This window comes from Bradyrhizobium sp. LVM 105, from assembly GCF_003957705.1.
In the GTDB taxonomy this organism is placed as follows: domain Bacteria; phylum Pseudomonadota; class Alphaproteobacteria; order Rhizobiales; family Xanthobacteraceae; genus Bradyrhizobium; species Bradyrhizobium frederickii.
The window spans coordinates 956,581-980,953 of sequence record NZ_QZMV01000001.1; the positions used below are offsets into that span (position 1 = coordinate 956,581).

At 64.6% G+C, this 24,373-nt stretch carries 17 protein-coding genes; 9 read left to right on the forward strand and 8 right to left on the reverse strand.

Features of this window, described 5'->3' with window-relative positions:
• The first annotated feature begins 114 nt into the window (after positions 1 to 114).
• Positions 115 to 897, forward strand: coding sequence for an enoyl-CoA hydratase/isomerase family protein (locus tag D6B98_RS04575; RefSeq protein ID WP_126255701.1), 783 nt, complete (start codon positions 115 to 117; stop codon positions 895 to 897).
• 183 nt (positions 898 to 1,080) lie between these two features.
• On the opposite strand, the gene D6B98_RS04585 is transcribed toward D6B98_RS04575, so the two are convergent.
• The 3 genes from D6B98_RS04585 to D6B98_RS04595 form a co-directional block, all read right to left on the reverse strand.
• Positions 1,081 to 1,509: a GlcG/HbpS family heme-binding protein gene (locus D6B98_RS04585; RefSeq protein ID WP_126255702.1), complete on the reverse strand. Its 429-nt coding sequence runs from the start codon at positions 1,507 to 1,509 to the stop codon at positions 1,081 to 1,083.
• Positions 1,502 to 4,474: an FAD-binding and (Fe-S)-binding domain-containing protein gene (locus tag D6B98_RS04590; protein ID WP_126255703.1), complete on the reverse strand. Its 2,973-nt coding sequence runs from the start codon at positions 4,472 to 4,474 to the stop codon at positions 1,502 to 1,504. The genes D6B98_RS04585 and D6B98_RS04590 overlap by 8 nt, the downstream gene beginning before the upstream one ends.
• A gap of 102 nt (positions 4,475 to 4,576) precedes the next feature.
• Entirely contained in the window at positions 4,577 to 5,314 is a 738-nt protein-coding gene (locus D6B98_RS04595) for a GntR family transcriptional regulator (protein WP_164718377.1), read from the reverse strand.
• Between the two features lie 130 nt (positions 5,315 to 5,444).
• Here D6B98_RS04595 and D6B98_RS04600 point away from each other — a divergent pair, with 130 nt between their 5' ends.
• The 7 genes from D6B98_RS04600 to D6B98_RS04630 all read left to right on the forward strand — a co-directional run bounded on the left by D6B98_RS04600 (position 5,445) and on the right by D6B98_RS04630 (position 13,218).
• Complete coding sequence (locus tag D6B98_RS04600; RefSeq protein ID WP_164718378.1) at positions 5,445 to 6,647, forward strand: pyridoxal-phosphate-dependent aminotransferase family protein; 1,203 nt, start codon at positions 5,445 to 5,447, stop codon at positions 6,645 to 6,647.
• A 138-nt stretch (positions 6,648 to 6,785) separates the two neighbouring features.
• Positions 6,786 to 7,985, forward strand: coding sequence for a pyridoxal-phosphate-dependent aminotransferase family protein (locus tag D6B98_RS04605; RefSeq protein WP_126255706.1), 1,200 nt, complete (start codon positions 6,786 to 6,788; stop codon positions 7,983 to 7,985).
• 27 nt (positions 7,986 to 8,012) lie between these two features.
• On the forward strand, positions 8,013 to 8,810 hold the full coding sequence (locus D6B98_RS04610) for an enoyl-CoA hydratase/isomerase family protein (RefSeq protein ID WP_126255707.1): 798 nt from the start codon (positions 8,013 to 8,015) through the stop codon (positions 8,808 to 8,810).
• Between the two features lie 148 nt (positions 8,811 to 8,958).
• Positions 8,959 to 9,939 carry a Bug family tripartite tricarboxylate transporter substrate binding protein gene (locus D6B98_RS04615; RefSeq protein WP_126255708.1) on the forward strand — a complete coding sequence of 327 codons (981 nt, stop codon included), beginning with the start codon at positions 8,959 to 8,961 and terminating at the stop codon, positions 9,937 to 9,939.
• A gap of 174 nt (positions 9,940 to 10,113) precedes the next feature.
• Positions 10,114 to 10,656, forward strand: a complete 543-nt coding sequence (locus tag D6B98_RS04620; protein WP_126255709.1) for a tripartite tricarboxylate transporter TctB family protein — start codon at positions 10,114 to 10,116, stop codon at positions 10,654 to 10,656.
• Positions 10,657 to 10,668: 12 nt separating this feature from the next.
• Positions 10,669 to 12,171, forward strand: a complete 1,503-nt coding sequence (locus D6B98_RS04625) for a tripartite tricarboxylate transporter permease (protein WP_126255710.1) — start codon at positions 10,669 to 10,671, stop codon at positions 12,169 to 12,171.
• A gap of 174 nt (positions 12,172 to 12,345) precedes the next feature.
• Positions 12,346 to 13,218 carry an outer membrane protein gene (locus tag D6B98_RS04630; protein ID WP_126255711.1) on the forward strand — a complete coding sequence of 291 codons (873 nt, stop codon included), beginning with the start codon at positions 12,346 to 12,348 and terminating at the stop codon, positions 13,216 to 13,218.
• Between the two features lie 66 nt (positions 13,219 to 13,284).
• On the opposite strand, the gene D6B98_RS04635 is transcribed toward D6B98_RS04630, so the two are convergent.
• Both D6B98_RS04635 and D6B98_RS04640 read right to left on the reverse strand, forming a co-directional pair.
• The gene (locus D6B98_RS04635) at positions 13,285 to 14,478 is read right to left on the reverse strand and encodes a CaiB/BaiF CoA transferase family protein (RefSeq protein ID WP_164718379.1); all 1,194 of its coding nucleotides are present in this window, start codon (positions 14,476 to 14,478) and stop codon (positions 13,285 to 13,287) included.
• A gap of 119 nt (positions 14,479 to 14,597) precedes the next feature.
• Entirely contained in the window at positions 14,598 to 14,810 is a 213-nt protein-coding gene (locus D6B98_RS04640; protein WP_347338973.1) for a hypothetical protein, read from the reverse strand.
• 289 nt (positions 14,811 to 15,099) lie between these two features.
• Between D6B98_RS04640 and D6B98_RS04645 the strand changes: the two genes are divergently transcribed.
• Positions 15,100 to 18,411: a M10 family metallopeptidase C-terminal domain-containing protein gene (locus D6B98_RS04645; RefSeq protein WP_126255713.1), complete on the forward strand. Its 3,312-nt coding sequence runs from the start codon at positions 15,100 to 15,102 to the stop codon at positions 18,409 to 18,411.
• A gap of 94 nt (positions 18,412 to 18,505) precedes the next feature.
• Here D6B98_RS04645 and D6B98_RS04650 read toward each other — a convergent pair whose 3' ends face one another.
• The 3 genes from D6B98_RS04650 to D6B98_RS04660 all read right to left on the reverse strand — a co-directional run bounded on the left by D6B98_RS04650 (position 18,506) and on the right by D6B98_RS04660 (position 24,373).
• Positions 18,506 to 21,934: an autotransporter outer membrane beta-barrel domain-containing protein gene (locus D6B98_RS04650; RefSeq protein ID WP_126255714.1), complete on the reverse strand. Its 3,429-nt coding sequence runs from the start codon at positions 21,932 to 21,934 to the stop codon at positions 18,506 to 18,508.
• Positions 21,935 to 22,496: 562 nt separating this feature from the next.
• Complete coding sequence (locus tag D6B98_RS04655) at positions 22,497 to 23,459, reverse strand: UDP-glucuronic acid decarboxylase family protein (protein WP_126255715.1); 963 nt, start codon at positions 23,457 to 23,459, stop codon at positions 22,497 to 22,499.
• A gap of 164 nt (positions 23,460 to 23,623) precedes the next feature.
• Entirely contained in the window at positions 23,624 to 24,373 is a 750-nt protein-coding gene (locus D6B98_RS04660; protein ID WP_126255716.1) for a glycosyltransferase family 2 protein, read from the reverse strand.

The following is a 24,373-nucleotide window of genomic DNA, read 5'->3' on the forward strand; positions in this document are numbered from 1 at the left end:
GCAAGTGAAGTTGCGCCCACACGCTATGGTGACGGGGGTGGCAGATTGCCCTTGCGCGCGCGGCCCGTCCTGCCGCAAATGGCTGCAAAACAGAGCCAGGGAAGCGAGCCTACCATGACCGACACCACAGCAATCATCACCGAGAAGCGCGGGCAGGCGTTCTGGATCACCATCAACCGGCCGGAAAAGCGCAACGCATTGAACGGCGACGTCATCGCCGGCATCACCAAAGGCTATCGCGACGCGCATGACGACAAGGACGTCCGCGTCATCGTACTGACGGGCGCGGGCGACAAGGCGTTCTGCGCGGGCGCCGATTTGCAGAATTCCGGCGCGGCTTTCGCGATGGACCATTCCAAACCAAATGTCGACTATGCCGATCTGTTACGTTTGTCACAGAACGCCACCAAACCGGCGATTGCGCGGGTCGGGGGCGTCTGCATGGCCGGCGGCATGGGCCTGCTCTGCATGACCGACATGGCGGTCGCGGCCGATCACGTCGTGTTCGGCCTGCCGGAGGTGAAGGTCGGCGTGTTCCCGATGCAGGTGCTGAGCCTGCTCCAGCGCATCGCGCCGCCGCGCCTCGTCAACGAATGGGCGCTCACGGGCGAACCGTTCGACGCCAAGGCCGCACAGGCGGCGGGCCTGCTCAACTACGTCGTGCCCACCGCCGAGCTGGACGCCAAGGTCGACTGGATGATCGGCCGCATCGTCGACAAGTCCCCGACCGCGATCCGCCGCGGCAAGTACGCCATGCGGGCCATCGCCGCGATGTCGTTCGACGAGAGCATCGCCTACACCGAAAGCCAGATCGCGCTGCTCGCGATGACCGAGGACGCCAAGGAAGGCCTGAAGGCGTTCAGCGAGAAGAGGAAGCCGGTCTGGACGGGACGGTGAGGGAAGGCTGCTGGTTGATCCGTCATCCTGAGGTGCGAGTGGCGCGGTGCGTCTAGCATCGCGCCGGGAGCCTCGAAGGATGCACGGCCGAGATGCAGCCGGGCCGTCGCCCTTCGAGGGCCGCTGAAGAAGCGGCCACCTCAGAGTGACGGTGATGGTTCAATGTGATGCGCTCTGGGACGACTACCCCGCGTTCGGCTTCAGCCCCGCCGCCTGAATACCCGCCACCGCGCAAGCCTCGTCATTGTCGGAGGTATCGCCGGAGACGCCGACGGCGCCGAGCAGGGTCGTGCCATCCATGATCAGCACGCCGCCGGGCACCGGCACCAGCGCGCCCTTGGCAATCGTGTTCACGGCATCGATGAAATAGGCCTGCTCCTGGGCGCGTTGGAACAGCGCGCGCGAGCCCATGCCCATGGCGAGCGCGCCATAGGCCTTGCCGTGCGCGATCTCGGCGCGCATCAGGCTGGTGCCGTCCTGCGCGGCGGCGAGCTTGAGCACGCCGCGGGCGTCGAGGATGGTGACGACCAGCGGCTTCAGCTTGAGCTCGCCGGCCTTCGCGAGGGCGGCGTCGAGGATCTTGCGGGCAACTTCGAGCGTGAGGTCAGCCATGGCTGGGTTCCTTTGCAGTGGTGGAAGTGGAATTGGGCTCGGCGCGCTCGAGGCTCAGCGCCAGCACGCGTGCGACGTGGAGCGCCTCGCGCCCCGTGCCGTCGTGAATCTGGTGGCGGCAGGATGTGCCGTCGGCAACGACGAGTGTCGTCTCGCTTGCGCGCCGCACGGCGGGCAGCAGCGACAGCTCGGCCATCTCGATCGAGGCATCATAGGTGTCGGCGCCATAACCGAAGGCACCGGCCATGCCGCAGCAGCTCGACTCGATGGTTTCGACCTTGAGGCCCGGCACGAGCCGGAGCACCTGCTCGACCGGCTTGAAGGCGCCAAAGGATTTCTGGTGGCAATGGCCGTGCACCACGGCCTTATCGGCGACGCTGCCGAGCGGCAGTTGCAGCCGGCCGGCTTCGGCCTCGCGCACCAGAAATTCCTCAAAGGTCAACGCATGGGCGCCGACCGCCTTGGCATCCTTGTCCTTGCGCAGTGAAGCGAGCTCATCACGCAGCGTCAGCAGGCAGCTCGGCTCCAGCCCGACGATCGGCACGCCGCGCGCTGCGAAGGGCGTGAAGGCGGTCACGAGCCGGTCGAGCTCGGCTCTGGCCTCGTCGACGAGCCCTGCGGACAGGAAGGTGCGGCCGCAGCACAGCGGGCGGCTGCCGCTTGCCGGCTTCAGATGCACGCGATAACCGCCAGCGACGAGCACGCGCAGCGCGGCCTCGAGGTTCTCGCGCTCATAGATGCGATTGAAGGTGTCGGCGAACAGCACGACCTCGCGGCCGGCTTCCGGGCCAACGCTTTCGGCCGGCGGCGCGAACACGTCGCTGCGGAACGCGGGCAGCGTCCGGCGCGCGCTGATGCCGGCAAAGCGCTCGAACAGTCGTCGCAGCCATGGGCTGCGATTGCGCAAATTCGCCAGCGGCGCGAGGCGCGAGGCGAGGCCGGCATAGCGCGGCAGATAGCCGACCAGGCGGTCGCGCAGCGTCAGGCCATGGCTCGCTGCTCGTGCCGCCAGCACCTCGATCTTCATCTTGGCCATGTCGACACCGGTCGGGCATTCGTGGCGGCAGGCCTTGCAGGAGACGCAGAGTTTGAGCGTCTCCATCATTTCGTCGGACGATAGCGCATCGGGGCCGAGCTGGCCGGAGATCGCGAGCCGCAGCGTGTTGGCGCGTCCGCGGGTGACGTCCTTCTCATTGCGCGTGGCGCGATAGGACGGGCACATCACGCCGCCCTCGAGCTTGCGGCAGGCGCCGTTGTTGTTGCACATCTCGACCGCGCCCTGGAAACCGCCGCCGGCGCCGGGATAGGCAGACCAGTCGAGTTTTGTCTTCAGCTCACCGACGCGATAGTCGGGCTTGAAGCGAAACAGCGAGCGGTCGTCCATCCTGGGCGGATCGACGATCTTGCCGGGATTGAGGACGCCGTCGGGATCGAAGCGCTGCTTCACCTCCCTGAAGTCGGCAACGAGGCGCGCGCCGAACATGGTCTCGTGGAATTCCGAGCGTACCAGACCGTCGCCGTGCTCGCCGGAATGCGAGCCCTTGTATTCGCGCACCAGCGCGAACGCCTCCTCGGCGATGGCGCGCATCGCCTTGACGTCCTTTTCCAGCTTCAAATTCAGCACGGGACGCACGTGCAGGCAGCCCTCGGAGGCGTGCGCATACATCGTGCCGCTGGTGCCGTGCCTGGCGAATACCTCGTTCAGCCGCGCGGTGTAGTCGGCAAGGTGCGGCAGCGGCACTGCGCAATCCTCGACGAAGGAGACCGGCTTGCCTTCCTGCTTCATCGACATCATGACATTGAGGCCGGCGGCGCGGAAATCGGCGATGCCGCTCTGTAGCGCGGGCTCGGTGATCTCGACCACGCCGCCCCATTTGCGCGTGTCGTTGCTCCAGCCGAAGCCGAGATCGCCCATTAGCTCGCCGAGCTGTTTCAGACGAAGGAGGTTGTCTGCCTGGTCCTCTTCGGCGAATTCGACCACCAGCACGGCATCCGGATCGCCCTTGATGGCGGCGGAGATGATCGGCCTGAACATCGCAATGTCGCGGCCGAGCGCAATCATGGTGCGGTCGACCAGCTCAACCGCGATCGGCTTCAGCTTGACGAGATGCTGGGCCGCGTCCATCGCCTCGTAGAAGCTGCCGAAATGGCAGACGCCGAGCGCCTTGTTGCGGATGACGGGCCACAGCTTCAGCTCGACCTTGGTGGTGAGGGCGAGGGTGCCTTCTGAGCCGACCAAAAGATGCGCCATGTTGTTCGGCGCGTTGCGCGGCACCAGCGCATCGAGATTGTAGCCGCCGACGCGGCGCTGCACTTTGGGAAACCGCGCCGCGATCTCCCCGGCCTCGCGCATTCCGAGATCGAGCATGTCGCGAAACAGCGCTCGCACTTTGTCGTCCGCATCAACCTCGGCGAGGTCGCGCGACACTTCGCCAAAGCGGCTCAGCGTGCCGTCGGCGAGGGCCGCCTCCATCGACAGCGTGTTGTCGCGCATGGTGCCGTAACGGAGGCTGCGGCCGCCGCAGGAATTGTTGCCAGCCATGCCGCCGATCGTGGCGCGCGAGGCGGTGGAGACGTCGACCGGAAACCACAGCCCGTGCTTTTTGAGCTGGCGGTTGAGGTCGTCGAGCACGATGCCGGGCTCGACCACGCAGGTCCGGCCCTCGAGGTCGAGCGACAGGATCCGGTTCAGATGCTTGGAGAGATCGACAACGAGCCCGTCATTGACGGTCTGGCCGCATTGCGAGGTGCCGCCGCCGCGCGGGGTGACCTTCAGCCCCTCGTCGCGGGCGATCGCCAGCGCCCGCAGGGCCTCGTCCATGGTCTTGGGCGCTACCACGCCGGCTGGCACGATCTGATAGAACGAGGCGTCGGTGGCGTAGCGGCCGCGGCTGAAGGGGTCGAACAGGACGTCGCCGGTCAGTTCCGACCGCAGGCGCCGTTCGAGCGAGGAGGCGTTTGTCATCCCTGGTCCCGGACTGATCCAGTAAGGCCCCGCCTTGCTGAGTTATTCATTATTGTTCCCGGCCGACGTATTATGAATTCAAAAAGAGCAGGCTGGCCGCCCTCAGGGCGAGGCCGGTGCAGGCTCTTGTGGCTCGATCAGGTGCTCGATCGCCGCCGTCCGCTTGTTGCGCAGGTGCTGGAACAGGATGTCGCTGAGCTCGCTGCCGGCTCTCCGGCGCAGCGCATCGAGGATGGCCTCATGCTCGCGCATCGCTTCGGCCCAGCGCTGCCGCTTGCGGGCGAAATTGGCGGAGTAACGGACGCGGCGGATTCTCCCCGCGAAATTGGCGTAGGCCGTCTTCAGCGCCTCGTTGCGCGCGGCCGCTACGATGCTCTCATGAATTCGCTGGTTGGCCAGGAAATAGCCGTGCATGTCGCGGTGCAGATAATGGCCGTACATCTCGTAATGCAGCTGCTCGATCGCGGCGATTTCCGCGTCGCTGATCGCCTCGCAGGCGAGGCGCCCGGCAAGGCTCTCCAGCCCCGCCATCACGTCGAACAGCTCTTCGAGGTCGCGCTGGCTGAGCTGGCGCACCCGAGCGCCGCGGTTGGGCAAAAGCTCGATCAGGCCCTCGGCGGCAAGCACCTTCAGGGCTTCGCGCAGGGGCGTGCGGGAAATGCCGAGCATCTCACAGAGCTGCCGCTCGGGAATGCGGGCTCCTTCCGGGATATTGCCTTCCACCACATAGTCGCGCAGCCGCAATAGGATCTCGCCGTGGAGCGAGGCCTCCTGGCGGTCAGCGCCATTGCCGGCGGGCGGGGCGATTGGAACCCCGCTGTCGGGAATCGTGGATTTCATTTGCAGCACAATAATTTGCCCGTTCGGTCGCGTCGATGTCCACAATCGCATACCAAAAATCGATTGAAACGGCAAAAAATGAATGCAAAATGGCTGTCGGCTTTGCCAAGACCGCGGCCAGGGAGGCCTCATGCATCAGGGACGTCATTTCCTCCAGATCCCGGGCCCGAGCCCGGTCCCTGAACGCGTCCTGCGCGCCATGGACATGCCCGTCATCGACCACCGCAGCGCGGAGTTCGGCGAGCTCGGCCGCGCCGTGCTCGAAGGCAGCCAGCAGATCTTCAAGACCACGGGGCCGGTCGTGATCTTCCCCTCCTCGGGCACGGGGGCCTGGGAGGCTGCGATCGTCAACACGCTGTCGCCGGGTGACAAGGTGCTGATGGTCGAGACCGGCCATTTCGCCACGATGTGGCGGCAGATGGCCGGCCGCTTCGGCATCGAGGTCGATTTCGTGCCGGGCGACTGGCGGCGGGGCGCCGATCCGGCCGTGATCGAGGCCAAGCTCACCGAAGACGCGGCGCACGCGATCAAGGCCGTGATGGTCGTGCATAACGAGACCTCGACCGGCGCCACCAGTCGCATCGCCGAGATCCGCGCCGCGATCGACCGCGCGTCGCATCCCGCGCTGCTGATGGTCGACACCATCTCCTCGCTCGGCTCGGTCGACTACTGCCACGACGAGTGGAAGGTCGACGTCAGCGTCAGCTGCTCGCAGAAAGGCTTCATGCTGCCGCCCGGCCTCGGCTTCAACGCGATCTCGGAGAAGGCGCTGGCTGCGTCCAAAGCGAACCGGATGCCGCGCTCCTATTTCGACTGGGAGGAGATGCTCAAGCCGAATGCGAAAGGCTTCTTTCCCTACACGCCCGCCACCAATCTGCTCTACGGCCTGCGCGAGGCGATCGCGATGCTGCTGGAAGAGGGGCTCGACAACGTGTTCGCGCGCCATCAGCGGTTGGCCGCGGCGACGCGCGCCGCCGTCAATCATTGGGGGCTCGGGATCCTTTGCCAGGAGCCGGCCGAGTACTCGCCGGTGCTCACCGCGGTGCTGATGCCGCCGGGGCATGACGCCGACCAGTTCCGGAAAGTCGTGCTCGACAATTACAATATGTCGCTCGGCTCGGGCCTGTCGAAGGTGGCGGGAAAGGTCTTCCGCATCGGCCATCTCGGCGAATGCAACGCGCTGACGCTGCTCGGTGCGCTTACGGGCGTCGAAATGGGCCTCTCGGTCGCCGGCGTGCCGCATCGCTCCGGCGGCGTCGACGTCGCGATGAAGCTCCTGGAGCAACGCCCGCAGGGCAATGCCTCGCCGCATCTGAAGATCGTCGGCACGTAAGGGGCCGCGATGGAAGGAAAGGCAGGCGAGGGCGGGTCGGTCCGCCAAGCACGGACGAACCCTTTCGAGAGGGGACAAGCCGGTCAAATGGTGCTATTCGGCGCCCACCAAACCAAGGCTCAACCGGGAAGGACGCCGATGACCGTGCATACTGGAAGGCATTTCCTACAGATTCCAGGACCGACCAACGTGCCCGACCGCGTGCTGCGGGCGATGGACATGCCGACGCTGGACCACCGCGGTCCGGAGTTCGCCGAGCTCGGTTTTGCCATCCTTGCCGCGATGCAGCGGGTGTTCCGCACCAAGCAGCCGGTGATCATCTTTCCGTCGTCCGGCACCGGCGCCTGGGAAGCGGCGATGGTCAATGTGTTCTCGCCGGGCGACAAGGTGCTGATGTGCGAGACCGGCCAGTTCGCCGTGCTGTGGCGCGGCATCGCCGACAAGTTCAAGCTCGACGTCGACTTCATCCCGAGCGACTGGCGCCATGGTGCCGACCTCGCCGAGATCGAGAAGCGCCTCTCCGCGGACAAGCAGCATACGATCAAGGCCGTCTGCGTCGTCCATAACGAGACCTCGACCGGCTGCGTGACGCCGCCGCTGGAGGTGCGCAAGCTGCTCGATCGGGTCAAGCATCCGGCCCTCTTGATGGTCGACACCATTTCCGGCCTCGGCTCGATGGAATATGAGCACGATGCCTGGGGCATCGACGTTTCGGTCGCCGGTTCTCAGAAGGGCCTGATGCTGCCGCCCGGCCTCGGCTTCAACGCCGTCTCGGAAAAAGCGCTCGCGGTCGCCAAGGCCAATCCCGGCATGCGCTCCTATTGGGACTGGCAGGAAGTGATCAGCTTCAACAAGCTCGGCACCTTCCCCTATACGCCCGCCACCAATTTGCTTTACGGCCTGCGCGAAGCGGTCAAGATGCTGGAAGAGGAGGGGCTGGATAACGTCTGGACCCGCCACAAGCGCCACAGCGCGGCCACGCGTGCCGCGGTCAAGGTCTGGGGCCTGGAGACGCAGTGCTCCGACCCGGCCGCGCACTCGCCGGCGCTGACCGGCGTGCGCGTGCCTGAGGGCTTTGATGCCGACGCCTTCCGCAAGGTGGTGCTGGAAAATTTCGACATGTCGCTCGGCACCGGCCTGAACAAGGTCAAGGGCAAGGTGTTCCGCATCGGTCATATCGGCCATTTCAACGATCTGATGCTGATGGGCACGCTCGCCGGCGTCGAGATGGGCCTCGATCTCGCAAAAATTCCGCACCGGAGCGGCGGCGTGTTGGCGGCCATGGACGTCCTGAAGGGGCGCGACGTGGTCCCGATGACCAAGGCTCAGGTGGCCTGAGAACAACAACACTGAAGTGAGCGCGCGATGAATCTACCTGCGACCGCCAACGAAGACCTGCTCTACTCCGTCCAGGACGGCATCGCGCGGATCACCTTCAACCGCCCCCAGGCGCGTAACGCCATGACCTTCGCCATGTATGACCGCATGGCGGAGATCTGCCTGGAGATCAACGCCGACCGCTCGATCAAGGCGTTGATCCTGACCGGCGCCGGCGACAAGGCATTCGCCTCCGGCACCGACATCTCGCAATTCCGTGCATTCAAGACCGCGCAGGACGCGCTCGACTACGAGGCCCGCATCGACCGCGTGCTCGGTACGCTCGAGCAGTGCCGCGTGCCCGTGATTGCCGCCATCGCCGGCGCCTGTACCGGCGGTGGCGCCGGCATTGCCGCCTGCTGCGATCTCCGCATCGGCACCGAGACGACGCGAATGGGTTTTCCGATTGCGCGCACACTCGGCAACTGCCTGTCGATGTCCAACATCAGTCGCGTCGTCGCGCTGGTCGGACCCGCCCGCACCAAGGACATGATCTTCAAGGCGCGCCTGGTCGAGGCGCAAGAAGCGCTGGCGCTGGGCCTGCTCAACGAGGTCGTGCCCGATGTCGAGACGCTGCAACGCCGCGCCGATGAGACCGCAAAGCTCGTCGCCGGCCACGCGCCGCTCACGCTGGAGGCGACCAAGGAAGCCGTGCGTCGCATCCGCCGCACGCTGTCGCGCGAAGAGGGCGAGGACCTGATCCTGAAGGCCTACATGAGCGAAGATTTCCGCGAGGGCATGGACGCCTTCCTCAACAAGCGCGCGCCCGTCTGGAAGGGCAAATAAGTCTCATGCGCTTTCGGCTTCGTCAGCCGAAAGTCATATGGTTCGACTGGCCGGTTTGCTTGAACTCGTCGGTATTAGTCCGCACAATGCAGGGATTAAAGTTTCCGCGCTACAACTCAAAAAACATCAGGGGACGAAACTCGTGCGAATGCCAGTGAAAGCCGTCGGCGCCGCCATGGCGCTGTTGTTGAGCACGCCGGCTGTTGCCGGCTGGGAGCCGGCCAAGCCGGTCGAGATCGTGGTGGCGGCAGGCGCGGGCGGTGCCTCCGACCAGATGGCGCGGATGATGCAGGCCGCGATCCAGAAGAACAATCTGATGAAGCAGCCGATCGTCGTCTCGCTCAAGGGCGGCGCCTCGGGTGCGGAAGCGCTGATGTACATGAAGTCCAGCGAGGGCGATCCGAACAAGGTGCTGATCGCCTATTCGTTGATCTACATGCTGCCGCTTTCGGCGAAGATCCCCTTCAACTGGCGCGAGCTGACCCCGGTTTCGGTGGTCGCGCTCGACCAGTTCGTGCTGTGGGACAACAGCGCAGGCCCCAAGACCGTGAAGGAATTCGTCGCGGCCGCGAAAGCCGCGAGTGCACCGTTCAAGATGGGCGGGACCGGCTCCAAGCGCGAGGACCACGTGCTCACCGTCTTCCTCGAGCAGAAGACCGGCGCGAAGTTCTCCTATCTACCCTACAAGTCCGGCGGCGAGGCCGCGACCCAGCTGGTCGGCAACCACACCGAAGCCAACGTCAACAACCCATCCGAAAATCTCGAAGTCTGGCGCGCCGGCCAGGTGCGTCCGCTCTGCGTGTTCGACAAGGAGCGCATCTCCTACACCAGCAAGGTGACGGACACCCAGTCCTGGGCCGACATTCCGACCTGCAAGGAGGAAGGCGTCGACGTGCAATATCTGATGCTGCGCGCGATGTTCCTGCCCGGCAAGGTGACGGCCGAGCAGCAGGCGTTCTATGTCGATCTCTTCCACAAGGTGACGCAGACCACGGAATACAAGGAGTACATGGAGAAGCAGGCGCTGAAGCCGATCTTCCTCACCGGCAAGGACATGGTGCAGTTCCTCGAGGAGGACGACGCGCTCAACAAGTCGCTGATGACCGAAGCCGGTTTCGTCGCGAAGTAGCTGTTTCACCACGCCCCGCTTGCGGGGAGAGGTCGGATTGCATCGAAGATGCAATCCGGGTGAGGGGGACTCTCCGCGAGTCCAACTCTCGCCGTCTCCGCGGAGCCTCCCCTCACCCTAACCCTCTCCCCGCAAGCGGGGAGAGGGGATTGGCCACAGCATTTGATGCTCACCATGTCCCAAACCGATATCGAAATCGTCGTCGACGATCCGACCGCTCCTGAAGACGACTCGCCCTCCGTCGTGTCCTCCGGCACGATCGAGATCGTCGTCTGCCTCCTGCTGCTCGCGCTGGCCGTCACGCTCGGCTACGACAATTGGCGCACCGGCGCGTCCTGGGATTCGACCGGCCCCGAGCCCGGCTATTTCCCATTCTATCTCTCGGTCATCCTCGGCGGCGGCAGCCTCTATGGCCTGATCGCGGCGCTGGTCGCGCACTGCAAGGCGGCCGAGACCTTCGTCACGCACGCGCAGGCGCGCCGCGTCCTGGCGGTGTTCGTGCCGACGCTGCTGTTCTGCCTGGCGATGCAGTTCCTAGGCCTCTATGTCGCGAGCTTCCTCCTGATCGCGAGCTTCATGCGCTTCGTCGGCAAGATCGCGCTGTGGAAGTCGCTGCTTACGGCCTTCCTGTTCACGGCGATCATGTTCGTCACCTTCGACATCGCCTTCGACGTCATCATGCCGAAAGGGCCGCTCGAAGCGGCCTTCGGCCGCTAGGCGGGCCTGCAAATGGAAGCTTTCGGACTCCTGCTTCACGGTTTTGCCGTCCTGCTGACGTGGAAGACGCTTGTGCTGATGATGGTCGGGCTGGTGCTCGGGATCTTCGTCGGCGTGCTGCCGGGCCTCGGCGGTCCCAACGGCGTCGCGATCCTGTTGCCGCTCACCTTCACGATGGATCCGACCTCCGCGATCGTGATGCTGTCCTGCATCTATTGGGGCGCGCTGTTCGGCGGTGCGATCACCTCGATCCTGTTCAACATTCCCGGCGAAGCCTGGTCCGTCGCGACCACCTTCGACGGTTATCCGATGGCGCAGCAGGGCAGGGCGGCGGAGGCGCTGACCGCGGCGTTCACCTCCTCCTTCATCGGCTCGCTGGTCGCGGTGCTGCTGATCACGTTCCTTGCGCCGATGATCTCGTCCTTCGCGCTGAAATTCGGCCCGCCCGAGTTCTTCGCGGTATATCTGCTCACCTTCTGCTCCTTCGTCGGACTGGGACGCGAGGCCAAGCACAAGACGGTCATCTCGATGTCGCTGGGGCTGCTGCTCGCCGGCATCGGCATGGATACCGTGTCCGGCAATCTCCGCATGACCTTCGGCTCGCCGGAATTGCTCCGCGGCATCAACTTCCTGGTCGCCGTCATCGGCCTGTTCGGCATCAGCGAGATCCTGCTGACGATGGAGGAGCGGCTGGCGCTGCGCGGACATGCGGCGAGCATTTCGCTGCGCGTCGTGCTCGGCGTCTGGAAGGACTTGCCGAAATACTGGGTGACGCTGCTGCGCTCCTCCTTCATCGGCTGCTGGCTCGGCATCACCCCGGGCGGCGCGATCGCGGCCTCCTTCATGGGCTACAACCTTGCCAAGCGTTTCGCCAAGGAGCCGGAGAGCTTCGGCAAGGGCCGCATCGAGGGCGTGTTCGCGCCCGAGACGGCGGCGCATGCCTCCGGCACCTCGGCGCTGCTGCCGATGCTGGCGCTCGGCATTCCCGGCTCGGGCACGGCGGCGATCCTGCTCGGCGGGCTGATGGTGTGGGGGCTCAATCCGGGGCCGCTGCTGTTCGTCGAGCACAAGGACTTCGTCTGGGGCCTGATCGCTTCGATGTATCTCGGCAATGTCGTCGGCCTCGTGCTGGTGTTGACGACGGTGCCGATCTTCGCCTCGATCCTGCGCGTGCCTTTTGCGGCGGTGGCGCCGATGATCGTGGTGTCCTGCGCGATCGGCGCCTACGCGATCCAGAACGCGATGTTCGACATCTGGCTGATGCTCGGCTTCGGTGTCGTCGGCTACGTCTTCAAGAAGATCGGCATTCCCTTGGCCCCGTTTACCCTCGCGCTCGTGCTCGGCAACCGCGCCGAGGATGCCTTCCGCCTCTCGATGATCGGCTCCGGCGGGACGCTGAAGGTGTTCTGGTCGAACGGGCTGGTCGGCTCGATCACGACCCTGGCGATCGTGCTGCTGTTCTGGCCCCTGATCGAGGGCTTGCTCGGCCGGGTCGGCTGGAAGCCGGCGAGATAAACGGGCGGCGCAAGAAAAGTCAATCCAATCAATATCTTGGTGTTATTGTGTCGCCGTAGTCCTGTTGCTGGCGCACAATAGTTGTTTCCAAATGTTGCTCTTGCGCGACAGCCCTCGGCGGGGCTTTGCGCTTATGCTGCCCCTAGATTTATTGTTTTTCACGGGGGCAATGCCATGAAGCAGGTTGTGATAGGAATTGTGGCTGCATCGCTGGTCGCGAGCAGCGCATTGGCCGCCGATCTGGCATCGAAACCCTACGTGAAGGCCCCGCCCGTCGTCGATCCGGTCTGGAGTTGGACGGGCTTCTATGCCGGATTGAACGCCGGATACAGCTGGGGCAGGGCGGAGACGACCGTCGCGCCGATCGCACTGCCGTTCCCGGCCACACAATTCAGCGCGTTTGGCCAGAATGTCGACGGTTGGCTGGCCGGCGGTCAGCTCGGCTACAACTGGCAGGTCGATCCGAAATGGGTCGTCGGCCTCGAGGGCGACATTCAGGCGACCGGCGAGCGTTCGTCGCGGACGGTGACCACGACAAGCGCGCGTTACGGCTCGAATATCATCGGCCTGCCGATCGGCACCGACTTCAATTCCATTGCGACGCTCACCGCAAATCTTTCCTATGACCTGCAGTGGTTCGCGACGTTCCGCGGGCGCGTCGGTATCCTGTCGGATCCGCAGACTCTCTGGTACGCGACCGGTGGCCTCGCCGTCGGCGAGTTCAAATATTCGTCCGCGACCTCGCTTGGAATCCAGGTCTTCGGGCCGGGTCTCGGCGGCACGACTCCGCTCGGCGGTTTCACCTTACCAATCGGGGCAGGGGCAACCAGCACCGATACCCGGGTCGGCTGGACGGTGGGCGCGGGCGTTGAACGCAAGTTCACCCGGAATTGGTCGGCCAAGCTCGAATATCTCTACATGGATTTCGGCAGCAAGACTTACTTCGCGGGCACCGCCAACCAGGCGGACGTCAGCTTCCACGATCACGTGCTGCGCGCCGGCTTCAACTATGCGTTCACGCCGACGCCTGTCGTCGCGAAATACTGAGCTGTCCAGCGCGAACTGCCTTCGATGCCCGGCAATCCTGCCGGGCATCGTCGTTTCCGGCCTGGCTCACACCACCTTCGCGTCCCTGAGCCTGGCAATCTCGTCCGCACTGATGCCGAATTCCTTCAAGACCTCGTCGGTCTGCTCGCCGAATTCCGGCGGCCGCGCCACCATCCTGCTCGGCGTCCGCGACAGCGTCACGGGCTGGCCGACCAGGCGGATCTGGCGGCCCTCCTCGTTCGGCACGTCCTGGGCGATGCCGAGATGCTTGACTTGGGCGTCCTCGAACATCTGGTCGATGGCATAGATCGGCCCGCAGGGCACGCCGGCCTCGTTGAGCTCGCGGACCCAGGTCTCGGTCGACTTCGTCACGGTGCGCTTCTCGATCTCGGCGTTGAGCGCGTCGCGGTTCCTGGAACGGGCAGGGGCCGTCGCATAGTCGGGATGGGCATAGAGCTCCGGTGCGCCGATCGCCTGCGCGCAGCGCTCCCAGATCCGCCCACCGGTCGTGGCGATGTTGATGTACCCGTCCGAGGTCTTGAACACGCCCGTCGGGATGCTGGTCGGATGGTTGTTGCCGGCCTGCTTGGCGACCTCCTTCTCCATCAGCCAGCGCGCGGCCTGGAAGTCGAGCATGAAGATCTGGGCCTGCAGCAGCGAGGTCTGCACCCACTGACCCTTGCCGGACACCTCGCGCTCGAGCAGCGCGGTGAGGACGCCCATGGCGCAAAACAGGCCGGCCGTCAGGTCGGCGACGGGAATGCCGACCCGCATCGGGCCTTGGCCCGGCGCCCCGGTGATCGACATCAGCCCGCCCATGCCTTGCGCGATCTGATCGAAGCCGGGCCGCTTGTGATAGGGGCCGTCTTGGCCGAAGCCGGAGATGCTGCCATAGACGATGCGCGGATTGATCTTGGCAAGGCTGTCATAGTCGATGCCGAGCTTCTTCTTCACGTCGGGCCGGAAATTCTCGACCACGACATCGGCCTTGGCGGCGAGGCGCTTGAACACGGCGAGCCCGCGCTCGTCCTTCAGGTTCAGCGTCATGGCCCGCTTGTTACGGTGCAGATTCTGGAAGTCGGAACCTCGCCGGGGTCCGCCGGGCTGCTCGCCGCCGCTGTCCTCGGTCAACGCGTCGATCTTGACGACATTGGCGCCCCAGTCCGCCAGTTGCCGTACGCACGTCGGCCCGGAACGGACGCGGGTCAGATCGAGCACGGTGAAGCGCGACAGGGCTTCCGAGGCATGCGGAAAGGGCATCTTGAAAGGCTCCGGGACAGATTGCGGGCCTACCATAGTGCCGAAAGATCACGCGACAAGTCCGGCCCGACGCCGATCCCGCCTGCCGAAATGCCATGCCTGATGCGGTGCCTGTAAGGTCAGCGCGACAGACGCTTCAGCTCGACGCGCGCCTGGGCGGCCAGAGGATCGTCGGGGTGGCGTGCGATGAAGAGTTCAAGGGCTTCCCGCGTTCCCTTCCGGTGCGCGGCTTCGTATTCCTCTGCCACCGCAACAGCGGGGTCGCGGGCCATTGGCATGACGGGCGCGCGCACCGCCTTGCCCTTGTCGTCGGCCTTGGCCTTCTCCACCATGACAGGCAGTCCTCCGAAGGGTTGATGGCTCAGTCCGGCGAGCGCGAGCAGGGCGCCAAACAGACGAGCTGGGAATCGAGGTCGTGTCATGAGACCCTGCAAATTGCGGGTGTTCCGGGAACCCAGACTCTTGTTCGCGCCCGTATGACTACGGGTTATGATGGCTAACATACTCTTATCGAAGCGGCACGCACGCCACTGTCCCATTTAAACCAAACGTTTAACTCTCAGGCTAGAATCATACGCCTTCGCCGCGAATCACGCCCAATGCGTTGCTCTGGAGAGTCAATTGGCCACCGCCGTCAATGTCAGTGCCACCAACAACGCCGAGATCGATGGCCTGCTGTCCGGTTACAAATGGACCGGCACGATCACCTATAGCTTTCCCGACGCATCGAGCGACTATCCCAATCCCTATTACGGCGACGGCGAGCCGACCACGTCGGGATTTGCCTCGGCGCCCACCCAGATCCAGGCCGCGATCAACTACGCGATCGGGCTGATCCTCGGTTACACCAACGCCAACATCCAGTACGCGGGCACGAACGGCGCCGACATCATGATCGCGCAGTCGCCGGCGGCCAATCCGACTGCTTACGCCTACTATCCCTTCAATTATGCGCCCGGCGGCGACATCTGGTTCGGCACCCAATACAATTTCTCGCTGGCCAAGCTCGGCAATTATTACTTCACGACCGCGCTGCACGAGCTCGGCCATGCCCTCGGCCTCAAGCACAGCCAGGAGGCCGGCGGCCCCGCCAACGTCGCGGTGCCGAGCGCGCATGACAGCAGCGAATACACCGTCATGAGCTATCGCAGCTATGTCGGCGCTTCGACCACGGGCGGCTACACCAACGAAGCCTATGGATATTCGCAGACCTACATGGCCAACGATATCCTCGCGCTCCAGACCATGTACGGCGCGGACTACACGACGCAGAGCAGCAACACCGTCTACACCTGGAATTCGACCACCGGACAGCAGTTCATCAACGGCGTCGGTCAGCTCGCGCCGGGCGGCGGGGTCGGCGGCTCGGCCAACCGCATCTACGAGACCGTCTGGGACGGCGGCGGCGTCGATACCTACGACCTGTCGAACTACACGACCAACCTGAGCATCAACCTCAATCCCGGCGCTTCGTCGGTGTTCTCCTCCGTGCAACTGGCCTATCTCGGCAACGGCCATTACGCCTCCGGCAACGTCTACAACGCCTATCTCTACAGCGGCGACGCACGCTCCTACATCGACAACGCCATCGGCGGATCCGGCACTGACACCATCATCGGCAACGCCATCGCCAATACGCTGAACGGCGGCGGCGGCAACGACACGATCACGGGCGGGGCGGGCAACGACACGATCACCGGCGGCGCCGGCACCGACACCGCGGTGTACTCAAGCGGCCAGGCCAATTACACGATTACGTACAACGGGGCGACACAGACCTTCACCCTGGTCGACCTGCGCAGCGGTTCTCCTGACGGCACCGATACCGTCACCGGGGTCGAATATTTCCAGTTTGCCGGCGTCGCGGTCGCCAGCTCCACTCTGGTGACGACCGTGATCGAGACGCTCGGATCGACCAGCGTGGTCCAGTCGGGCGGCAACTATTACCTGAACAACATCTCGACCGGCACCGGACCTACGCTGAAACATGCCGGCTCTGTGGTGAACACGGCCAATTACACCACCTGGTCGGTCATTGCCGCGGAGCAGGTGTCGGGCGGCGGTTACGACGTGGTCTGGAAGGATTCGTCGACCGGGCGTTACTCGGTCTGGAGCACGAACAGCAGTGGCAATTTCGTCACGACACTTGCGGCGGCCCCGGAAGTGCTGGGATCCGATCCCTCTCTGAAGGCGTTGGAGCCGACCCTCCAGCAGGATCTCAACGGCGACGGGACGATTGGCCTCAACGTCGTCACGATCGAGGCGCTGGGATCGACCAGCGTCGTGCTGTCGGGCGGTAACTACTATCTGGACAACATCTCCACCGGCATCGGACCTGCGCTGAAATACGTAGGCTCTGTGGTGAACACAGCCAATTACACCACATGGTCGGTCATTGCCGCCGAGCAGGTGTCGGGCGGCGGCTACGACGTGGTCTGGAAGGATTCGTCGAACGGGCATTACTCGGTGTGGAGCACTGACAGCAGCGGCAATTTCGTCAAGACGCTTGCGGCAGCCCCCGAAGTGCTGGGGACCGATCCCTCTCTGAAAGCGCTGGAGCCGACGCTGCAGCAGGATCTCAACGGCGACGGCACGATTGGGGTGCCGGTTGCCCCTCCTGCGACGATCGAGGCAATCGGATCGACCAGCGTCGTGCTGTCGGGCGGTAATTACTATTTGGACAACATCTCCACCGGCACCGGACCTACGCTGAAATATGCAGGCTCTGTGGTGAACACGGCCAATTACACCACATGGTCGGTCATTGCAGCCGAGCAGGTGTCGGGCGGCGGCTACGACGTGGTCTGGAAGAATTCGGCGAACGGACATTATTCGGTCTGGAGCACTGACAGCAGTGGCAATTTCGTCACGACACTTGCGGCGGCCCCGGAAGTGCTGGGATCCGATTCCTCTCTGAAGGCATTGGAGCCGACGCTGCAGCAGGATCTCAACGGCGATGGCACGATTGGGGTGCCGGTTGTCCCCCCTGTGACGATCGAGGCGCTCGGATCGACCAGCGTGGTGCTGTCGGGCGGTAACTACTATCTGGACGACATCTCCACCGGCACGGGACCTACGCTGAAATATGCAGGCTCTGCGGTGAACACGGCCAACTACACCACCTGGTCGGTCATTGCCGCAGAGCAGGTCTCGGGCGGCGGCTACGACGTGGTCTGGAAGGATTCGTCGAACGGGCATTATTCGGTCTGGAGCACCGACAGCAACGGCAATTTCGTGACGACGCTTGCGGCGGCCCCCGAAGTGCTGGGGACCGATCCGTCCCTGAAGGCGCTCGAGCCGACGCTGCAGCAGGATCTCAACGGCGACGGGACGATTGGCCTCAACCTCGTCACGATCGAGGCGCTGGGATCGACCAGCGTCGTGCTGTCGGGCGGTAACTACTATCTGGACAACATCTCCACCGGCATCGGGCCTGCGCTGAAATACGCAGGCTCTGTGGTGAGCACGGCCAATTACACCACATGGTCGGTCATTGCCGCCGAGCAAGTGTCGGGCGGCGGCTACGACGTGGTCTGGAAGAATTCGGCGAACGGGCATTATTCGGTCTGGAGCACCGACAGCAACGGCAATTTCGTGACGACGCTTGCCGCGGCTCCCGAAGTGCTCGGGACCGATCCGTCCCTGAAGGCGCTCGAGCCGACGCTGCAGCAGGATCTCAATGGCGATGGCGCCGTGGGCGCAGCGTCGCCAGCGACTGCCGGGCTCAATATGTCCGGCGAGAGCTTTGCCTTCAATTTCACCCAGGACGGGACCACCTCGTTGGAGTTACCGGACGCCATGCCTGCGCCTGCAATTGTGCAGACAGCGTCAGAGCTGTGGGCGCAACAGTCGGGAAGCCCAGACACGGCTGTAGGCGACATTCTGGCCGATTTTCTTCACAACCAGCAGGAACACGGTTTCCTGCTGCGCTGACGGCGTGGGTTGTGTCGATCGACGCAAGTGTAGTCGGCTGTCCGGCGCGATCTCGAAGACGGCTGACGCGCGCCGGGCGCCTCGGCTTCGCAGTTCACCAGGCGTACTTGAACACGCCCTTACCGGAATAGCTGGTGATGTTGCTTGAGAACTCGCCGTCGAAGGTGGCGGCGATCGAGAAGCCGCTCAGCCATTTCATCTCGGCGCTGGCACTCACGAGTGCGGAGTCGGCATCGACTTGAGCGCCGTTCACCACGAAGCTGGTGCCGGGCAGGGTCTGGAACAGCGCGGTGACTGCGCGGCTCGGATTGTAATCGTGCGCCCAGGCGGCGCGGCCGCGCAGCGTCAGCACGCCGTTCTGCATGGCGTAGGATCTGTCGGCGCGCAGGCCAAGCTCAGAGCGGGTATCGGTCAGCGATTGCGAAGCATAGTTCAGCCCGAACAGCCCGCCGCCGTTGAGGCTGACCTCGGAGTAATTGGGAAGATTGAAATTCGTCACCTGCGCCGCAGCGTAGGGCGTGATGCCGACCAGCGGCGTCGCGAAGCGGTAGCCGCCCTCGAAGCGGGCCGAAAATGTGTCGGCCTTGAAACGGCCCTGGAGCTGGTCGAAGCCGCCGGGCGCCACGGTGCGGTTGGTCGTGACGTCGTGCCAGCCATAGGCGAGCGCAGCCGAGACGTAGGCCGGCCCGAAATTGTGCCGGCCGTAGACGCCGGCCTGGAACAGGTCGGCCGAGCCCGAGCCCATCGCGTTGGCGAGCGAGTAATTCAGGCCGCCGCCGCCGAGCGCAAAGCCGACCAGCGTGTCCACCGAGATCCTGTAATCCGCGCCGGCGGCACCGCCCCAGACCCGCGCCGCCAGATCCTGTGAGCCGACCGCTGCGTTGCCATCGACTTCGGCCGAACCGCCATAGCCGGCCGCCCAGACGCTCCAGCGGCTGCTTGGGCGCGAGGAAAGGAGCGGCGCCTTGGTCGCCATTGCATAAGCCTCGCGCTCGCGCGCGGTGGCCGGCCGCATCGCGGCGTAGGTGGCTGCTTCATCGCTTTCGGCGAACTGTGCGACGCTGCCCGCCCTGGCGAAGCCGCCGCTGCGCCCGACGACGGTCGGGTCGAGCATCAGGTTGAGGAACTGGCCGTCGGCATTGATCGCCGCCTGGATGATACCGGTGCCGAGCTCGCCCGAGGCGGTGGTCAGCCCCGCCGGCGACAGTGCCGCGAAGGCCAAGGGAATATTGCCGGTGGTGTTGAAGAAGTTTGTCAGTGTGTTCGCGACGTTCTGTTGGTTGACGTTGAGTCCGCCACCTTGCGCGAAATTGACGCTGACGTTGAGGAACACGTTATTGGGGTCGTAGCTCAGCGTCCCGTTAAGCGTCGGCATGTTGGAGGCGACGTTCGGGTTGAAGGTGCTGCCGGCCAGGGTGCCGGCCGCGGTCAGGATCGTATACCGCTTCTTGACCGTACCCGATGTGAAATTGACGCTCACCGCCGCGCCGCCGAGACCGGCTGCGCCCGTGACCTGGGTGAGGGTGGCGTTGGCCGAGGAGACCTGCACCAGATAGGTCGAGGCGGCGGTAAAGGTCAGCGATCCGCTGATTGTCATCGGGCCGAACGGGCTTGTCGTGCTGCCGGGCGCCAGCGTACCGCCGCTGACCGCGACGCCCGCGATCGTGCCGCTGCCGGCGAGCGTGCCTCCCGCATTGACGGTCGTCGGGCTGTTCAGAACCGTGCCGTCCACCACCAGCATGCCGCCATTCACATTGGTGGCGCCGGTATAGGTATTGATGCCGGTCAGCGTCTGCGTGCCGCCGGTGAGTGTGAGTCCGCCGCCGGCGCCGCCGTCGTCGATGACGCCGGCAAAGGTGCCGTTGCCGCTCGTGATCGTCAGCGTGTTGGCGCCGAGATTGACGGTGCCCGCGCCCGAGAGCGATTTGATCGCGGTGCCGGTGCTCAAGGCCGTGATGTCGAAGACGCCGTTGGCGATCACGTTGCTCGAGGTCGCAATGCTGCCATCGGTGCCCCCGGAGGTGACGAGATCCAGCTCGCCGAGGGCCTGGATCGTTGTCGTCCCGGTATAGGTATTGACGGCTCCGAGCGCCTGAACGGCACCACCGGCGATGACGACGCTGCCACCGCTGCCGCCGGCAATGCCGCCGTCCTGGATCACGCCGCCGAACGTGCTGCCGGACGTGATCGTCAGCGTCTTCGATCCCAGCGCGACGATGCCGCTGCCGCCCGGCGAACCAAGGCCGCGGATCGACGTGCCGGAGGTCGTCTGCGAGATGTCGAGCGTGGCATTCGCCGCGCTGAACGAGACGAACGCCGAGTTTGCGATCGAGCCCGCCCCCTTCAGTGCCAACGTGGCTCCGGCATCGATCTGGGTCGCATTCGAGTAGGTATTCACGCCAGACAGCGTCTGCGTTCCACCGAAAACCTCGAGCCCGCCGGTGCCCTGGATCGTGCCTGCAAACTCGGTCGAACCGTTGGTGATCACCAGCCCGTTGCCGCCCATGTTGACGACGCCGGAAGCGCTGCCGGCAAGCGTCGTGATTGCGTTGAACGGAACGGCCGACGCCGAGATGTCGAGCGTCGCGTCCACCGTGACGACGCTGGATGACGAGATGCTGCCGAAGCCGGAGATTGCCAGCGTTCCGGCCGAGATCGTCGTGGCGCCGGTGTAGGTGTTGGTGCCGGCCAGCGTCAGCGTGCCCGTGCCGACCTTGGTCAGGCCGCCGGTGCCCGAGATGATGCCGTCGACCTGGGTCGAGGTGTTGACGCTGCCGGTCGTGAGTGTGTTGGCGCCGAGCACATAATTGCCGGCGCCTTCGATCGATCCGGCCGTCATTCCGCCGCTGGTCAGGCCTGAGATATCGACGGTGCCGCCTGCATTGGTGATGATTTTGGCGCTGGCGCCGGTTGCAGTGCCGGTGAAGTTCGTCGTTGCGCCGTTGTTGGTGGTGATCGTGGCGCTGCCGGCAGAGGCCGAATCCTCGAACGTGACGATACCGCTGTTGGCGAGACTTGCCGTTCCGGCCGTGCTGCTCTGAATGAATCTGACGTTGCCGCCGACATCGTTCGTGATGATCACGATCCCGGCGCCGCCGCTCGCGGTGCTGCTGTTCTGGAACACCAGATTGTTGCCGGAGGTGACCTCGAAGTTCTGGGTATTGACCGTGTCGTTGTTGATGATGCCCGTTGCGTTGACGACGAACGGGTTGCCGATCGTGAACGTGTAGGCCTGCGAGGTGTTCGCGAACCGGATGGTGCCGATGCTGAGGCCGCCGTTGTTGTTGTCGACCGCCGCGCTGCCAGTGTTGGCGAAGGTCGCGGTCCCGTCGGGCACGCTGGGGTTGGACGACCAGTTGGCCGGATTGGTCCAGTCCGAGGAGCCGCCGCTCCAGGTGCCGTCCACGGCATGGGCGGTGACGACGCCGAGCCCGGTGGTGGCGAGGAGTGTCGCCAGGGAATGGCGCACGATGGATCGCAGCCCGTATCCGATCCGTCCACCTGCCTTTGTCGGTCCGGCCATCAGGTCTTCTCAAATCAACAAAGAAATCATCGGGAATATGCAGCCTATGCGTGTATCGGCCCGACACCCACGCCATGTTCCCATGGCGCCGCAACGGCCTGCAATGAATGGCGATCCATTTGCGCTCGTTTCCGGCCTGTTTCGCCTTGCATTTTCAGCCGTCGTGGCTACCGGGCAACATATTCATGCATGCAACGGGGCAGGCCGGAATGCCCGTGCCCGTTCGGTGGCGGACGGTGGGTTGATGACACCACGGATCGGGCCAGTTGGGCACGGAGGGCCACTGTCGCTGGGGGCCGCGGCCGCGCCCGCAAGTCGGCCCGGGAGGGGCCGGCACAAAGTGACGGTCGCAAGATCAGCGGTGAACCGCAGCCCACCGCCGGTCGTAGCTGACGGCCCTGCCGAAAATCACCTCGGCGACAGGCCGGTGGCGGCGCTGTGTAGCAGCCCAAAGCCGTCAGCGCGGCGTTCCGGTCCAGCCGGGCGCGCAAATCGCTGAACATGCCGCGCGGCGCGCTCATTTCCGGAAGCTCGTTGCGGACGATGGACGTTTCGCAGCAGCTCAGGCGATGTCGAGCGTGTGCTTGAAATAGGCGATCGTCTCCTTCAGCCCGTCCTCGAGCGCGACCTTCGGCTCCCAGTTCAGAACCGCCTTGGCCTTGGCAAGGTCGGGCTGGCGCTGGCGCGGATCGTCCTGCGGCAGCGGCTTGAACACCAGCTTGGAACGCGATCCCGTGAGCTTGATGACCTTCTCGGCGAGCTCGCGGATCGTGAACTCGGAATTATTGCCGATATTGATCGGGCCGGTGACCTCTTCCGCAGTCGCCATCAACCGCATGATGGCCTCGACGAGGTCGTCGACATAGCAGAACGAGCGGGTCTGACCGCCGTCGCCGAACACGGTGATCGGCTCGCCCTTCAGAGCCTGGACAATGAAGGACGATACCACGCGGCCGTCATTTGGCTGCATGCGCGGGCCATAGGTGTTGAAGATGCGCGCGACCTTGATCGGCAGGCCATGCTGGCGCCAATAGTCGAAGAACAGGGTCTCGGCGCAGCGCTTGCCCTCGTCGTAGCAGGATCGGATGCCGATCGGATTGACGTTGCCCCAGTAATCCTCGGTCTGCGGATGGATCAGCGGGTCGCCATAGACCTCGCTGGTCGAGGCCTGGAAGATGCGCGCCTTGAGCCGCTTGGCCAGCCCCAGCATGTTGATGGCGCCGTGCACCGAGGTCTTGGTGGTCTGCACGGGGTCGCGCTGGTAGTGGATCGGCGAGGCCGGGCAGGCCAGGTTGAAGATCGCGTCGACCTCGATATAGAGCGGGAAGGTGACGTCGTGCCGGACCGCCTCGAACAGCGGATTTGCGATCAGATGGGCGATATTGCGCCGGCTGCCCGTGAAATAATTGTCCGCGGACACCACCTCGGCCCCGGTTTCGAGCAGTCGTTCGCAGAGGTGCGATCCGATGAACCCGGCTCCCCCGGTCACGAGGATGCGGCTGTTCCTGTAGTTTTCAAACGGCATGATCGGTTCCAGATTGTTCGCAAGGGAGCGGCTGAGTGGTATCGGCAACGGCCGGACTCGCCAATAGCCAAATGCCTTGGATCGAGGTATCTAAACACCTCTACTGTGCATGGGGTTGTTTTCACTTTTTTTGTGGCGGGCGCGCCGGACGCCCGGCGATCAGCCTAGAACTCCCGCCGCTTCAACCAGGCCCGTGCCCCCCAATGGCCGAAGCACCAGGCCGATCGGACCAGGGAGAGGTGCTCGACATTGCGGTAGATCTGCCAGACCCATTTGGCCGAGCGCACCGGGCGGCTGGAGACCGAGGAGCCCCTGACGCGGTAGCGCGCCAGATCCTCGTTGAGGCCGTAGGCGGTATGGCCACGCTTGAGGATCGAGAGCCACAGGCAGAAATCGTCGTAGCCCTCGTTCTGCATCGCGATGGGGCCGGCGATCTCACGGTCAACCATCGCCGTCAGCGTCGCGATCGCGGTGTTCTTCAGGAGCTGGTCGTAGGTGAGCGAGGCCGGGACCTCGATCAGCCGTCCGGTGACGGTGCTGGTCTCGTTGATGCGGCGGAAGGCGGTGTAGCTGAGCGCGGCCTGCTTCTCCTTCGCGAAGGCAAGCTGCCGCTCCAGCTTCGCGGGCAGCCACAGATCGTCGCTGTCGAGAAAGGCGAGATAGCGGCCTTGCGCGGCGTCGATCGACGCCTGGCGCGCCAGCGCCGGGCCGCCATTCCTGGCCTGGCGGATCAGCTTGACGCGAGGATCGCGCTCGCCAATGGCGGCGATGATCGCAGGCGTCTTGTCGGTCGAGCAGTCGTCGGCGATCAAAAGCTCCCAATCGGCGAATGTCTGGCGCTGCACCGAGCGGATCGTCTCCTCGATCAGGCCTTCGACGTTCCAGGACGGGGTGATGATCGAGACGAGCGGCAT